Raw genomic sequence first — 16,686 nt, 5'->3', positions numbered from 1 at the left:
TAACATTTATTATTTTATAGATATCTTTTTGGTAGTTGTTCTCTTGGCATTTGATACCTGAACAAAATACATTCCTCGAGATAAGACACTTACATCTATTGTATGCTGTGCTTTTCCTCCTGGCGAAGTATGTAATTCTATTTCTTTAAGTGTTCTACCATTTACATCCTTAATCGATAACTTAGAAGCACCATAGAATAAATTCTTTATTTCTACCGTAAGAATATCATGTACAGGATTAGGATATGCAGATACATCAAGTTCTTTTGTACTTTGACCATTCATTGGAGGAGGAATATTTTGAGAACGTGCTGCTCCACAAGCGCCCAAATTATTCCATCTAGTACCAGTCCATTCATATAAATTACCTTCAAAAGTTACTCGATCACCAGCAGAATATGTTACAGAAGCAGACCACGCAGCTATTCCTGTACATGGATCAGAAGGAGCACTAGGGCATGGTCCAAGATTATTCCATCTAGTACCAGTCCATTCATATAAGCTACCACGATACGTAACTCTATCTCCAGGAGAGTATGTTACAGAAGCAGACCAAGGTCTCACACCCTCACATGAAGTTCCGCCACCACCAGAGCAATTGCCTGTAGATGTATACTCATTTTGGTTACACTGAATAGCAAAACTATCAACAGAGCTGTTTGTAGTATTTTTTGCTTCCCAGTTAGTTCCTACGGTAGTAGATACTTGTCTGGTTTGACCAGAGTTGATAGAGAATTGCGAAGCATTATTTCTAAAATACTGCAATGTACAATTTGTATTGTTTCTAAAAGTTACTGTAACAGCATCACCATTAGAACAGCCACCGCCTCCACAAGTACCAACACAACTAGAGGAACTAATAAAATTACGCATTACATTTGCTGGTTGAGAACCAAAGCCTTTGGTAAAATTAATTCCAACATTTGTAAGGTGACAATAACTCATTATAGTACCTCCACCAGAAGGTATTGCAGGTTTAGCGCAACCTCCTTCTGTTGTATAACAACCATCTATAGCCGTATTATTACCATTCCACCTACAAGCATGCGTATGATGAGAACCAAAATTATGCCCCAATTCATGAGCAACTACCCCTACAGTCCATGAATAGGTAGGAACATTACTATAGTTTTTATTAATACCAGATACCCCATATTTACGTGACCCACATAATGCACTTAACCAAGCTACTCCACCAGAAAAATTATAGGTTACAAAATGACCAAGATCTCCATTAAAGCTATTTTGGTTTCTATATGCTCTATAACTATCTAGTGTATTACTAAATGGTTTCGAGGAAGTCCAAGTTTTCATTCCTGAAAGCTTGATCGTTATATTTTCATTAGAATACAATGTAGCCACCTGATTAAATACTGATTGAATAAAATTTGAAGCTCCTTGACTCCCTCCCTTATCTTGAACAATATCTGTATCGATATCAAAGAATATTTCAGGACATTTTGCAGCCGCTTTATTACTTGTATTACCAAATAATTGCTCTTCTGTATATTCCTTCATACCCTCTTCTCCTTCTAACCTACATGCAAATTCATTGAGATAGCTAATGTCTTCATCTTGATATGCAATATGTGCTTTACTATGATCCAATTGACCTATAACAAGGTTACCATGTCCTCCTTCTACACTAACAACACCAGATACTTCATTGCCTGATAAACTTATTGCAGCAATAGAATTAGGGTTTCCTTTTACCACACCTCTATAATGAGAAATCGTTTTATCAGGAACTACTTTTTTTCCAGAAGGCATTTCTATAACCTCAAAATTCTCTGTGGTAATATCTACTTTAACCAACTCAAGAACAATAGTTGATTTTTGTCCTGGAATTTCTAAATTCATCGCTTCAGGAACATTTGATTTGAATGAGGCAAACTTTTGTGTATTCAAAGAGAATATAGTATACTCTTTTACTTCTTTAGGAATTTGAACATTTGCTTTTTGCTTAGTAGTTAGGTTAAACAAGTTAATGTCTTGAAAAGTAATTCCTTGAGATTTTTTTTGAGCCACAATCTGACTTGGTTTATGCGGCTGTTGAGCATGCATAAAATTAATTACCAAAAAAAAGGTAATTGCAATTTTGAATATGTTATTCATCGTAATTAGTTTTTGTTTTGAAGAATTTCTATATCGATTAGTTTGGGCTATTTAAGTTTCTAATCAGAAAAACTTCAAAGAGTTTGTGAATTACTAATTTACTAATTTTAAGAACTCCTTAATAAAAGCTTCCAAAAACATAATTAAATTAAATTATATGCATTATTTTTGTTAATTTATTGAAAAATAAATATTATAAAAATGGTTTTCCGTAAAAAAAATGATAAAAATGATCATTATTAATTTTACTCTATTTAGTTGATTAGCTATTTTACAATCATAAGCATCTGTATTATAGTCTTTTGTTTTATTTATTAATGCATTTAATAAATAAACTTCCTATCAAAACTTAATGCTTTTTTATGAAAGAAAAATAGTACACGTTTTAACACAACAAACTATCATAACTACCTGTTTTAAAGCAACTTAGTTGCAAAAACAAGTTTTTTATATTGTAGTTCACATTCTTCATTTGTACTATAAAATAGTGAATGGATAAAACCCAACCGAAACTCATTTTACAAACCGCGCACAAATACCTACATTTGCAATCTTGGTTAAAATTTTATGGTCACATCAGAAGAAAATATTGAAGTTTTAGGAGCACGTGTTCATAATTTGAAAAATATTGATGTCACAATACCTCGCGAAAAACTAGTGGTTATCACAGGGTTATCTGGATCTGGTAAATCATCTTTGGCATTTGACACAATATATGCAGAAGGTCAACGACGATACATAGAAACTTTTTCTGCGTATGCAAGACAATTTCTAGGAGGATTAGAAAGACCTGATGTAGATAAGATAGACGGGCTTTCTCCTGTAATTGCAATAGAACAAAAAACTACCAGCAAGAGTCCTCGTAGTACAGTAGGAACGATTACAGAAATTTATGACTTTCTCAGGTTATTATTCTCTAGAGGAAGTGATGCCTATAGCTATAATACAGGAGAAAAAATGGTCAGCTATAGTGATGAGCAGATTAAAAACCTGATTTTAAAAGACTTTTTAGGTAAGAGAATAAATATACTAGCTCCTGTAGTAAGATCAAGAAAAGGACACTACAGAGAACTTTTTGAGCAAATTGCAAAACAAGGTTTTGTAAAAGTTCGTGCTGACGGAGAAATCAAAGATATTACTAAAGGAATGAAGCTTGATCGATACAAAACTCATGATATTGAGATTGTAATTGATAGACTAGCTGTAAATGAAGAGCAGGAAAACTCTAAGCGCCTCATGGAAACCATTAATACAGCAATGTATCATGGTGATGACGTATTGATGATAATCGAGCAAGAATCTCAAGAGGTACGTTTCTTTAGTCGTAACTTGATGTGCCCTTCTAGTGGGATATCTTATCCCAATCCAGAGCCTAATAACTTCTCTTTTAATTCTCCAAAAGGAGCATGCCCTAAATGTAATGGGATTGGCAACCTTTATGAGGTAAACTTAAAAAAGATTATCCCTGATGATTCAAAATCTATCAAAAATGGCGGATTAGCTCCGCAAGGACCTCAAAAAAACAACTGGATATTTAAACAGTTAGAACTCATAGCACAACGATACAACTTTAAACTAAGCGACCCCATAAAAAAAATTCCAAAAGAAGCTATGCAAATTATTCTTTATGGAGGGAAAGAAAAGTTTACAGTTAACAGCAAAAGCCTTGGAGTTAAAAGAGATTATAAAATTGATTTTGAAGGAATAGCTACTTTTATAGAGAATACGTATACCAACAATGATTCTACCTCATTAAAACGATGGGCAAAAGATTTTATGGATAACGTGCAATGCCAATCTTGTGAAGGCTCAAGATTACGCAAAGAATCTTTGTATTTTAAAGTAAATAATAAAAATATAGCAGAATTAGCTGCAATGGATATCATTGAACTCTCTAAGTGGTTCAAGGTACTACCTAAGCATTTAAGTGATAAACAAAATCAGATTTCAGGAGAGATCTTAAAAGAAATTAATGCAAGGCTTCAGTTCTTAATAGATGTAGGGCTTACTTACTTATCGTTGAATCGAAGCAGTAAATCCCTTTCTGGTGGTGAAGCACAACGTATTCGCTTGGCAACTCAAATTGGTTCGCAATTAGTTGGTGTACTGTATATTCTTGATGAACCTAGTATTGGGTTGCATCAAAGAGATAATGAAAAATTAATCAATTCACTTATTCAATTACGTGATATAGGTAACTCTGTAATTGTAGTCGAGCATGATAAAGATATGATAGAAAAGGCTGATCATGTGATAGACATAGGGCCTTTGGCAGGAAAACATGGAGGAGAAATAATTAGTGAAGGGCCTCCAGAAAAATTACACCAGCATGATACACTTACAGCAGCATATTTAAGTGGAAAAAAACAAATTGAAATTCCGTCTAAACGTAGAAAAGGAAACGGAAAAACAATTTCATTAAAAGGAGCTACTGGAAATAATCTAAAAAATGTTTCTATAGACATTCCTTTAGGAAAAATGATAGCAGTAACAGGAGTCTCAGGTAGTGGTAAATCTACTCTTATCAACGAAACCCTCTACCCTATTCTCAATGCTTATTATTTTAATGGAGTAAAAAAACCAATGCCTTATAAAAGTATCAAAGGGCTAGAACATGCAGATAAGGTTATTGATATAAACCAATCCCCGATTGGTAGAACACCAAGATCCAATCCTGCTACTTATACTGGTGTATTCTCAGAGATACGAAGCCTATTTGCCAAAACCCCCGAAGCAATGATTCGTGGGTATAAACCAGGGCGATTTAGTTTTAATGTAGCCGGTGGAAGATGTGAGACCTGTAAAGGAGGAGGTTTGCGAGTAATAGAAATGAATTTTCTACCAGATGTATATGTAGAATGTGAAACCTGCCAAGGAAAACGATTTAATAGAGAGACACTAGAAATACGATACAAAGGAAAATCAATCTCTGATGTACTTGAAATGACAATCGATGAATCCTGTTTATTTTTTGAACATATTCCAAAAATTTCAAGAAAACTAAAAACAATACAAAGTGTTGGTCTTGGATATATAACATTAGGACAGCAATCAACCACATTATCAGGAGGAGAAGCACAACGTATAAAACTAGCAACAGAATTATCTAAAAGAGATACGGGAAATACATTTTATATCCTTGACGAACCAACTACAGGTTTGCACTTTGAAGATATTCGTGTTCTCATGGAAGTATTAAATAAATTAGTAGATAAAGGAAATACTGTTTTGATTATTGAGCATAATCTAGATGTAGTCAAAATGGCAGATCATATTATTGATATTGGTTACGAAGGTGGTAAAAACGGAGGAAAAGTTGTTGCCATTGGTACACCAGAACAAATTGTAAAAGATAAAAAAAGTTATACAGCTAAATTCTTAAAGAAAGAATTAGGCATATAATATAGATCAACAAACACAAAATTTATGAGAAAGGAACAACACCACAAAGGCTGGAACGAAATAAAAACAAACGATTCATGGGCAATCTTCAAAATCATGGGAGAGTTTGTCAACGGGTTTGAAAAGATGAGTAAAATTGGGCCTTGTGTATCTATTTTTGGATCAGCTCGTACAAAAACAGACGATAAATACTATCAACTAGCTGTAGATGTTGCTCAAGAAATTGTAAATCATGGATATGGTGTCATTACTGGCGGTGGACCTGGTATTATGGAAGCAGGTAATAAAGGAGCGCATCTGGCAGGAGGAACCTCTGTTGGTCTTAATATAGACCTCCCTTTTGAACAACATGATAATCCTTATATTGATAATGATAAAAGTCTTGACTTTGATTATTTCTTTGTGCGTAAAGTAATGTTTGTAAAATACTCTCAAGGATTTGTGGTAATGCCAGGAGGATTTGGAACTTTGGATGAGTTATTTGAAGCAATAACATTAATACAAACCAAGAAAATAGCAAAATTTCCAATAATACTTGTAAGTACAGAGTTCTGGGGAGGACTTATTGATTGGGTAAAAAGTACATTATTAGAGAAGTTTGGAAATATAAGCCCTAAAGACATGGATTTAATTCATGTAGTAGACACTCCTGAAGAAGTATTGCAAATTTTGGATAAATTCTATGGAGAATACAATTTAAGTCCTAATTTCTAAAATATTTTACCATAAAACCAGTTATTAATATCTGAAAAAATCACACTGAGGGTAACATATCCCCCCATTATTGTATCTATTGAAAAAGGCTTTAATCAAACATAAAATTTGAATACTGTAAAAATATATAGTTTTGTAATTATTTTTTTTGTGCTGACCTCCTTGTCAGCACAGCACGATATAAATATTAATGCATCTCTAGATATTCAAAAAAAGGTACTAACAATAACGCAGGAAATTACCTATAAAAACTCATCAAAAGATACACTCTCAAAATTATATTTTCACGATTGGGCGAATAGTTTTTCAGATAAAACAACCCCATTAGGTAAAAGATTTGCAGAAGACTTTATAAAACGGTTTTATTTTGCAAAAGACGAAGAGCGAGGGGCCACTATAATTACAAAGGTAACCAATGCAAAACTTGAATCATTACATTGGGGGAGGCATAATGGTATACAAGATATTTTATGGATCACTCCTACTTCACCAATTTACCCAGGAGAGAGTGAAACACTTCTTTTAAAATATCAAATTAAAATTCCTAGTGAGAAATTTACTCGCTATGGATATCATCAAAACGGAAACTTTAGTTTAAAATATTGGTACCTACAACCTGCAGTATACAATGCCAAATGGAATATTTATAGTCATAAAAATCTAAATGATTTATACGCTCCGTTAGCTAATTACAAAATTAATTTTACGTTACCTTTTTCTTATGAGGTTGCTAGCGAATTAAAGCAAGAAACCACCTTTTTATCAGAAGATGAAATTAGCAAAACAATACTACTTACAGGCAATAATAGAAATCATGTTAATTTATATCTAGAAAAAACGTCTTCTTTTTATACTTCAAAATCTGGAAATATTGACCTTATAAGCAATATAGATGGTGATGACCTTATCCCTGAAATGAAATCTGTGGCAACCGATAGAATATTAAAATTTTTACAAAAAAAATTAGGGCCATATCCATTTGACAAAATATTAGTTTCAGAAAATGATTACAAAAACAATCCCGTATACGGATTAAACCAATTACCTGATATCTTAAGGCCTTTTCCTGATGGTTTTCAATATGAAATTAAACAACTAAAAACAATAACAGAAAAATATCTTGAGAAAACACTACTCATAAACCCTAGATATGATACTTGGATAAAAGATGCTATACATATATATCTAATGATGTCATATACTGAACAGTATTATCCCGAAATGAAAATTATCGGTAAACTCAGTAAGGTAATTGGTATACGATGGTTTCACATCGCAGACCTTAAGTTTAATGATCAATATTTTCTTGGCTATAAAAATATGGCTCGATTATTTCTAGATCAGCCATTATCTGCTCCACAAGACGCACTAGTTAAATTCAATAAAAATATTGCTAATGCTTATAAATCAGGAGTTGGGTTTAAATACTTAGAAGATTATTTAGGTGACGATAATATTGTAGATCAAAGTATTAAAGATTTTTATGCTCAAAACTTATTAAAACACACTAGCTCCAAAGAATACCAAAAGAATCTTACTTCTTTATCTCCAAAAGATGTAACATGGTTTTTTGAAGATTTTATATCTTCTAATAAAAAAATTGATTTTAAAATAAAGTCTGTAAAAAAAGAAAAAGACTCTATAGAAGTAACTATCAAGAATAATGGCAATAATAATATGCCTATATCATTATATGGTCTAAGAAAAAAAGATGTAGTTTCAAAAACATGGGTACTTGGAGTAAATGGAACAAAAAAAGTAAAAATAGCTAATGAAAATATTAGCAAATTAGTATTAGATTACGATCAGAATATTCCAGAAATAAACAGACGTAATAATTACCGGAATTTGAAATGGATTTTTAATAAGCCAATTCAATTTAGGATTTTACAAGATATTGAAGACCCTAGATACAGTCAGGTGTTTTTTATTCCTGAATTTGAGTTTAATGTATACGATGGTTTTACACTGGCTTCAAAATTTTACAATAAATCTTTTATCAAAAAAAATATTGAATACTCCATATCTCCTGCATATGGGTTTAAATCAAATAAATTACTGGGATCTGCGGCTATATTTCATAGAAAACAGCTATCAGAGCATGGTTTATATCAAATACGATATGGTGTAAATGGTAGTATGTTTAGTTATGCACCTGATTTATTATTTAAAAGACTTTCTTCTTCTTTAAGTTTTTATTTCAGACCTAAAGATTTAAGATCAAATGAAAAACAACGATTGTTATTAAGAAATATTAATGTTTTTAGAGATAAAGACAAAGAAAATCCCGTAACTACACCAGATTATAATGTCTTTAATGCAAGATACAGTTATTCTGATTTTAATCTGATTAGTTTTCTAGGGTATACTATAGATTATCAATTATCTAAAAATTTCAGTAAGTTTTCAACTACTATAAACTACAGGAAATTATTTCTTAATAATCGACAATTAAATCTTCGTTTTTTTGCAGGTTCTTTCCTCTTTAATGACACAGGTAAAGATGGTGATTTTTTTAGCTTTGCTCTAGACAGACCTACAGATTATCTCTTTGACTACAGCTACCTTGGCCGTAGTGAAGAAAAAGGTCTAGTAAGCCAACAAATTATATTGGCAGAAGGAGGTTTTAAGTCAAAACTTAAATACCCTTTTGCAAATCAATGGATTACAACTATAAATGCAAACACCAATATTTGGAATTGGATATACGCATACGGTGATGTTGGTTTTGTAAAAAATAAAGGGGTCTCTCCTAAATTCGTATATGATGCGGGAATACGATTGAGTTTGGTAGCTGATTATTTTGAACTGTTCTTACCCGTTGTTTCAAACAAAGGTTGGGAAATCTCACAACCTAATTATGAGGAACAAATTAGATTCATAATTACATTAAGTCCACAGACATTAATAGGGCTTTTTACAAGAGAATGGTATTAATTATTATGAAATTGAAAAAAAACAAATGTGAAAATTTTGAACATTTGTTAATCAATACCGAAAAATCAACCCAAAAACGATGATTTGTTAACGAAATATGGTTTTATTTGAATTATGTTCAAAAAATTTAAGAAGCTCTTCCTTGCAAATGGCTAGTATTTTAACTAAATTTGCAAACCAATAAAAAATTCGTTCACATGCAGCCTGAAACCATTACTTCATCCAATATTTCATTCGAAGAGTACAGAAATCAAATTATCAGAGATTACAAAATCGCTTTGGTGAGTAGAGAATGTAGTATGTTGGGTAGACGTGAAGTATTGACAGGTAAATCCAAATTCGGGATTTTTGGAGGAGGAAAAGAATTGCCTCAACTTGCAATGGCTAGGGTTTTTAAAAACGGAGATTTTAGATCTGGATACTATAGGGATCAAACCTTTATGATGGCTATTGATAAATATAATGTCAATCAGTTCTTTGCTGGTCTATACGCACATACAGATATAAATAAAGAGCCATTTGCTGCAGGAAGACAAATGGGAGGCCATTTTTCTACTCATAGTCTTAATGAGGATGGGACTTGGAAAAAGCTAACTGAGCAAAAAAATTCAAGCTCAGATATCTCCCCTACTGCAGGGCAAATGCCACGATTATTAGGATTAGCACAAGCATCAAAAGTATATCGTAACGAGAAAAGTGTTGCTGACTATACTAATTTCTCAATCAAAGGAGATGAAGTTGCTTGGGGAACTATAGGAAATGCAAGTACTAGTGAAGGTTTATTCTGGGAAACTATAAATGCTGGTGGTGTTTTACAAGTACCAATGGTAGTAAGTGTATGGGATGATGAGTATGGTATTTCTGTACATGCAGAACATCAAACAACCAAAGAAGATATTTCTCTTATTTTAGAAGGATTCAGACGAGATGAAAATCATGAAGGCTATGAGATATTCAAAGTAAATGGTTGGGATTACCCTGCATTAATCGATACCTATGAAAAAGCTGATAAATTAGCTCGTGAACAACATATTCCTGTTATTATTCATGTAAAAGAATTAACGCAACCACAAGGGCACTCAACTTCTGGTTCTCATGAACGTTATAAAAGCGAGGAGCGTTTAAATTGGGAGCGTGAATTTGATTGTAACAAGAAATTTAGAGAATGGATTGTTGATCACAATATTGCTACAGAAGAAGAGCTTATTGATTTTGAGAAAGCAGCAAAAAAAGAAGTACGAAAAGGAAAAACTGAAGCTTGGAATGCTTATATCTCTGAGATTAAAGCAGAACAAAAAGAAGCTTTAGATATTCTAAGGACTATTGAAGCTAAAAGTGAGAATAAAAACTTTATCTCTCCTTTTATAGATACTTTAGCATCAAAAGAAGAACCAATTAGAAAAGATATTCTTGAAGCTACAAGAAAAACATTACGATATATTGCTAAGGAAAACTATACAGAAAAAGTCACCCTACAGCAATGGGTTACTAATTATATAGCAACTGTTCAACCAAAATACAGTGATCACCTACATAATGAAAGTGATTCTGGAGCTATCAGCATAAAAGAAGTTGCTCCTATATATAATGACGATAGCCAAGAGGTTGATGGTAGATTAATTCTAAGAAATAATTTTGAAGAACTATTTAATAGAATTCCTGAGGCTCTTATTTTTGGAGAAGATAGTGGTAAGATTGGAGATGTAAACCAAGGTTTAGAAGGTCTACAAGAAAAATTTGGAGAAATCAGAGTTTCTGATGCAGGAATTAGAGAGGCTACCATATTGGGTCAAGGAATTGGTATGGCCATGCGTGGACTCAGACCAATTGCTGAAATTCAATATCTAGATTATATATTATACTGCATACAAGGACTAAGTGATGATCTTGCTACACTACGATATAGAACTTTTGCCAAACAGAAAGCTCCTTTAATCGTAAGAACAAGAGGCCATAGATTAGAAGGAATATGGCATTCAGGGTCACAGATGGGAGGCTTAATTCACTTATTGAGAGGGGTTCACATTTTAGTACCACGAAATATGATGAAAGCAGCAGGGTTTTACAATACATTAATGGATAGTGATGAACCTGCAGTAGTTGTAGAATGCCTTAATGGATATCGACTTAAAGAAAAAATGCCTTCTAATTTATCAGAAATTAGAACACCTCTAGGAGTTGTAGAAACTATTAAAGAAGGAACCGATATTACTTTGGTATCTTATGGTTCTACACTTAGATTGGTAGAGCAAGCTGCAAAAGAATTATTATCTGTAGGAATCAATGCAGAAGTGATTGATGTACAGTCATTACTTCCTTTTGATCTCGCACATGACATAGTAAAAAGTGTTGCAAAAACCAATCGATTATTGATTATAGATGAAGATGTTCCAGGAGGTGCCACAGGGTATATTCTACATAAATTAATTGATGAACAAAATATATACAAACATTTAGATAGCAAACCTCAAACTTTGAGTGCGCAACCACATAGACCAGCTTTTGGAACAGATGGAGATTATTTTAGTAAACCATCTACAGAAGATATCTTTGAAAATGTGTACACAATTATGAATGAGGTTGATCCCGCAAAGTTCCCTCAATTAAGATAATAAAGAAATATTATTGATAATTTTCGATTTTTAAGCGTTTGCCATCTTTGTAAGAAATTACAAAGATGCGCTTATCAAATCCTGAATTAATTAGTGTTTTTCTAAAATTTTGTGCCTCAGCCAATGTTTCAAAAATACCTAAACTCATTTTAAAATAAGAAGTATCATTATAAATAAGTGTGTTTGTGTATTTATCTGATATAGAAGGAATTTTTTTATTACTAAAAGCTTTAAACTGCACAGAGTATACCGTATCTTTATTGATCAAGCTTCTATAAAAATAGAGATCTTTTATTTCCTTGATATTATTTTTTTCTTGTTTTAACGACGCTATTTCCTTTTTCAAAGAAGAAATCCTTAAACTACTATCACTATAAGCAATTGTATTTGACTTAGAAGTTTTTAACGAGTGATTAGGTCGAATGATAAGAAAAATAACTAATAAAAGAAGTGCTAACGAAAATGCACCTAATACCCAAATAGCTTTTTTACTCTCTTTTAGACTGTTGGATTCTAGAACAAGTAAATCTTCAAGCTTCTTCTGTTTGGTTTCAGCTTTTTCTATTTGGTAATGCAAAGACAGTAAATCTTCATCTTTAATATTCATTGTGGGGGCGAATTATAAAAATTGTATACGTATCCTAAAAAACAAAGCTCAAAAAAGAGTTTTGTTAATTGTTATTTTTTGTTCAAATCTATAGATTTGAATATAATAATAATTACACAAAAAATATAATTTCCACTTACTTTTATTCCATTTAAAAGCTTATTTTAATAACTATCTTTTGTGTAATTATTTTTCTTATTTATTTACCATATTAAGGTTATGGCATCCACTTAATGTCTTTAAAATCAGGTTTTCTTTTTTCTAGAAAAGCATTTCTTCCCTCCTTAGCCTCATCTGTCATATACGCCAATCTAGTAGCTTCGCCAGCAAATACTTGTTGACCAACCATACCATCATCTGTAAGATTCATTGCAAATTTCAACATTTTTATAGAAGTTGGGGATTTTTCTAGAATTTCTAATCCCCATTGATACGCAGTATCCTCTAATTCTTCATGAGGAATTACAGCATTTACCATTCCCATTTCATAAGCATCTTGTGCAGAATAATTTCTTCCTAAAAAGAAAATTTCACGTGCCTTTTTCTGCCCTACCATCTTTGCCAAATATGCAGACCCATATCCACCATCAAAACTAGTAACATCTGCATCTGTTTGCTTAAATATCGCATGTTCTTTACTTGCCAATGTAAGATCACAAACCACATGTAGGCTATGCCCACCTCCTACTGCCCAACCTGGTACTACAGCAATCACAACTTTTGGCATAAATCTTATAAGCCTTTGAACTTCTAAAATATTTAATCGATGTCTACCATCATCACCTACATAACCTTGATGTCCTCTTGCATTTTGATCTCCTCCACTACAAAAACTATATATACCATCCTTTGTAGATGGCCCTTCTGCAGAAAGTAAAACAACTCCTATCGATGTATCTTCTTGTACATCATAAAAAGCATCATAAAGTTCACTTGTTGTTTTGGGTCTAAAAGCATTACGTACATTTGGCCTATTAAAGGCTATTCGAGCAATACCTCCTGATTTTTTGTAGGTGATATCTTCGTATTCTTTTACAGTTTTCCAGTCTATTGAACTCATGATATAATTTTTGTGATTTCAAAAATACTATAATATATGTTCTTATAAATATTGATACTATTTTTTTTGTATTTACAACCTAAAATAAATTGGCAGAATCTATTTGATGTATCATGAAAAAGCTAAATTGATATATTCTTATATCATTATAGTTTGTTCTCTAAAAAAAGATATTTTTCTGTTCGTTTTCTCCAATACAAGCTATTTTTCCACCTTTTTTCAATAGCATAATGTGTTATTAGTTTTTTTTCATATTCAGAAAATGCTTTTCCTACTATATAATGATAAACATCTAGTGAGTATTCTTTTCCTAAGAACAAATCTGCCAAAGCATGCCCAGCGTAATACCCAGAAGCCAAAGCAGAAGTAATACCGTATGATGATATTGGGTCATATGAATAAGCTGCATCTCCAACCGCAATCCATTTTTTTCCATATGGCTTCTCTAAACAACTGGTATTTGCAGGAATTATTGATATTTCTTTCTCATTAAAAGATATTCCTTTTATTATTTTTGATAAATGTATAGTTGTATCTAATTCTTGTTCTAAAAAAATAGCTGTTTTAACCTTTACAGGTAAAAGTTCTTTTATTGTAAAAAACATCATCACAACCTCATTATCCAATGTTGGAGCCACATACCACCAACCATTAGATGTTGCTTCTATAAAAATTTGTTTTTCGATTGCTTTAGATAATTTCATCCTATAAACCAGCGCAAACTGCTCATCTAATTTATTTTTTAAAACCCCCAAACGACTACATACAGAAGCTTTTCTTCCTGTTGCATCTATAATGTACTCCCCCTCTATCTGTAATATCTTATCGTTTTTTTGAATTTTAATTTTTAAGTTATTAGTTTGATTTCTAACACTTTTTAAACGGTAGCCAAAAAATGTAGTTGCTTCACTATTTTTAACCAAATCTTGCATCTGTGTTTCAAAAAATAACCTATTTAATAAGTATCCATGACCATGTAATTCACTTATAAAATTCTTTTGTTCTAATCTATCATTACCCCAACAGCTTTTATTCCCAAAATACGGTATATGTTGCTTACTAGTAAGCAGGTGATCAATTCCTAATTGTTTAAACAATGGTTTTGCGTTTGGTGGAATAGCTTCTCCATATTTGCAAAGTGGTGTTGATCTAGCTTCTACAATGCAGTGCTTGATTCCTCTAAAACAAAGTGTTAAAGAGGTGGCTAGCCCTGAAGGGCCACCACCAACAATAACAATAGGAAATTTATAACTATCTCTCTCCACGACCAAATGTTCTTCTTTTTCTTTCTCGTGAAGGTGCATCACTTTTTAATAGCGCAAGATTTTCTATAGTATCATACTCTGTCGTTTCATCCTCTGCGTTTTCAGCATAAAGGACTTGTCTAAATGTTGGGTCTTCCCCACTAAAATGTCTGCCCGTTTCTTTCCATATTTTATCTGGTAAAAACTCATTCTCATTATTTTGATTTACAGGAGCTATAATTCCAAGTTCATGCCACTCATTAATCATTAAATTAATCTTTTTTGTATAATCTGACCCAAAATCTCTTAACCAATCCTGTCTATTATCAAAATGTTTCAATCGTTGAGCAATATTTAGGCTATGTACTCCCATACGCTCAAAACCATCTTCACTCAATACTTGATTAGGTACTCGTGCTGCCCAAAATGAAGGCAACGGTAGATATGTTGATGTATCATAGCCAGACAAGCAACTTGCTTCATCTGTTTGCCATGGCACCCCTAACCACCTAGTCAAAGAACCAGGGCCGCTATTTGATAAAGGGCCGTTTTCACCTAAAGCAATAACAGTAGATAAAAGTGGTCCAAAATCTAATTCTGGTAATTTCCCTTCTTCTACAACTCGCAATCTATATGGTGATTCCCACATAATTTTTATTCGCATTGGCCAAGTAAGTTCAATTCCTGGATGAAAAGGTCCTCCTAAACATTCTTCTAATGGAGCTTGATTAAGTGCATTAATTTGTTCTTCTACAGTCAATTGATTAAAAGGTTTTTGTACAATAGGTTCTCCTATAGTAAAATCACCTTCTGCCCATTTTTTTAATCTAGAATACTGCGTTCTTGTTATGGGTAAATCTACAAGAGCAATTTCTTCATACTCTCCAAAACCATCTCCATAAAAGGGAGGTATTTTTGTAGGTGTATATTCATCAGAATCTGGATCTCTAAACCAGTTAAACACTCTCTGTCTCTCTTGTTTATTAGAGTCAGAAGAGTCTGATAGCTTGCTAACTAATTCTGAGTTTGTAAAATCCGATGGAGAGTTTTTACCAAATAACATAAAGAATCCTAGATTAACCCATTGTGTATTGGTCATTCTCTCTAGCATTGGATAGATGTCTCTCCAGAATTCTATACCTTGAGCAGAGGGATTAGGATAATTCATTTCTCGTATAAATAAATCTTGAACGACATCATTCATTGTTACTACACCATACAATCCAGGACCAAAATCAGGAGGAGTTACTGCAACCATTGCAGGCTTAGCTTCAAATTCTTGTCCATTAATGGTTACTTTAGCCCTAATAACACCATCACAAGTGTCATCATGCCATCCCTCATTATTTGCAAATGTAATAGCTTCTTTATTATCTTTTGATGCTGAGTCTCCATCCCCACCAAAAAATAATAAGCGCCCTTCTTCATCGGTACGAATTTCACCTAGAGGCACTTCTTTACTATAAAATTTACCAGAATCAAATCGATATGCATCTCCCTCCTTATTTTTTCCTGAAATAGTTCTTACTCCTGGATCAATTATTAATTGTTCACGATCTGTTTCTGTTTTATTTCGAAGCTCAGAAGGTATAGCCCATCCTTCTAGATCCAATGCATTGTTAAATTGATACCAAGCAGATTTTATATTGGCTACATGCACTCGCCACTCTATAGTAGTAGAATTTGAGAGTTTTACCTCGTGAAGAACTTTTCCTTCTTTATTAAATGCATATACCCTAAATCGAGCTACTTGTTTTTTTACTCTACCTTCTGAATCCTTAAAACCTCCCGTAGGTTCAACAGGAACTCCAGGGATATCAGAGGATAAAAAATACTCTTGAGAATTTCCTATTCGGGATATACCAATAGGAGGATAAATAGCAATGCTATTAATTTCATCGTTTTTCATATGATTTAAGTTGGTTATTACTACGTATTTATTCTAAAATACGTTAGATGTGTTATTTATTGCTTCTATCAAATTTAGACTTAAAA

The 16,686-nt window shown here is 32.6% G+C and carries 9 protein-coding genes; 4 read left to right on the top strand and 5 right to left on the bottom strand.

Translation table 11 applies throughout. The features are described from left to right. Positions 1 to 9: 9 nt before the first annotated feature. On the bottom strand, positions 10 to 2,115 hold the full coding sequence (locus DG508_RS15830) for a M12 family metallo-peptidase (RefSeq protein ID WP_108869079.1): 2,106 nt from the start codon (positions 2,113 to 2,115) through the stop codon (positions 10 to 12). 567 nt (positions 2,116 to 2,682) lie between these two features. On the opposite strand from DG508_RS15830, the gene uvrA reads away from it, so the two are divergent. The 4 genes from uvrA to DG508_RS15810 all read left to right on the top strand — a co-directional run bounded on the left by uvrA (position 2,683) and on the right by DG508_RS15810 (position 11,780). Continuing rightward, a complete protein-coding gene (gene uvrA / locus DG508_RS15825) occupies positions 2,683 to 5,517 on the top strand; it encodes an excinuclease ABC subunit UvrA (protein WP_108869078.1) in 2,835 nt (944 codons plus the stop codon). 24 nt (positions 5,518 to 5,541) lie between these two features. Further along, complete coding sequence (locus tag DG508_RS15820) at positions 5,542 to 6,231, top strand: LOG family protein (protein ID WP_108869077.1); 690 nt, start codon at positions 5,542 to 5,544, stop codon at positions 6,229 to 6,231. 108 nt (positions 6,232 to 6,339) lie between these two features. After that, positions 6,340 to 9,168, top strand: a complete 2,829-nt coding sequence (locus DG508_RS15815; RefSeq protein WP_234418249.1) for a gluzincin family metallopeptidase — start codon at positions 6,340 to 6,342, stop codon at positions 9,166 to 9,168. 197 nt (positions 9,169 to 9,365) lie between these two features. Then, positions 9,366 to 11,780, top strand: a complete 2,415-nt coding sequence (locus DG508_RS15810) for an alpha-ketoacid dehydrogenase subunit alpha/beta (protein WP_108869076.1) — start codon at positions 9,366 to 9,368, stop codon at positions 11,778 to 11,780. Positions 11,781 to 11,790: 10 nt separating this feature from the next. On the opposite strand, the gene DG508_RS15805 is transcribed toward DG508_RS15810, so the two are convergent. The 4 genes from DG508_RS15805 to DG508_RS15790 form a co-directional block, all read right to left on the bottom strand. Further along, a complete protein-coding gene (locus DG508_RS15805; protein ID WP_108869075.1) occupies positions 11,791 to 12,387 on the bottom strand; it encodes a hypothetical protein in 597 nt (198 codons plus the stop codon). 217 nt (positions 12,388 to 12,604) lie between these two features. Next, on the bottom strand, positions 12,605 to 13,447 hold the full coding sequence (locus DG508_RS15800; RefSeq protein WP_199912798.1) for a 1,4-dihydroxy-2-naphthoyl-CoA synthase: 843 nt from the start codon (positions 13,445 to 13,447) through the stop codon (positions 12,605 to 12,607). Between the two features lie 146 nt (positions 13,448 to 13,593). Further along, positions 13,594 to 14,751 carry an NAD(P)/FAD-dependent oxidoreductase gene (locus DG508_RS15795; RefSeq protein WP_234418248.1) on the bottom strand — a complete coding sequence of 386 codons (1,158 nt, stop codon included), beginning with the start codon at positions 14,749 to 14,751 and terminating at the stop codon, positions 13,594 to 13,596. Further along, positions 14,699 to 16,600: a LodA/GoxA family CTQ-dependent oxidase gene (locus DG508_RS15790; protein ID WP_108869074.1), complete on the bottom strand. Its 1,902-nt coding sequence runs from the start codon at positions 16,598 to 16,600 to the stop codon at positions 14,699 to 14,701. The genes DG508_RS15795 and DG508_RS15790 overlap by 53 nt, the downstream gene beginning before the upstream one ends. Between the last annotated feature and the right edge of the window lie 86 nt (positions 16,601 to 16,686).

The sequence above is a fragment of the Aquimarina aquimarini genome, assembly GCF_900299535.1.
In the GTDB taxonomy this organism is placed as follows: Bacteria; Bacteroidota; Bacteroidia; order Flavobacteriales; family Flavobacteriaceae; genus Aquimarina; species Aquimarina aquimarini.
Note: the sequence above shows the minus strand (reverse complement) of the source record. Positions and strands in the feature narration are given on the sequence as shown.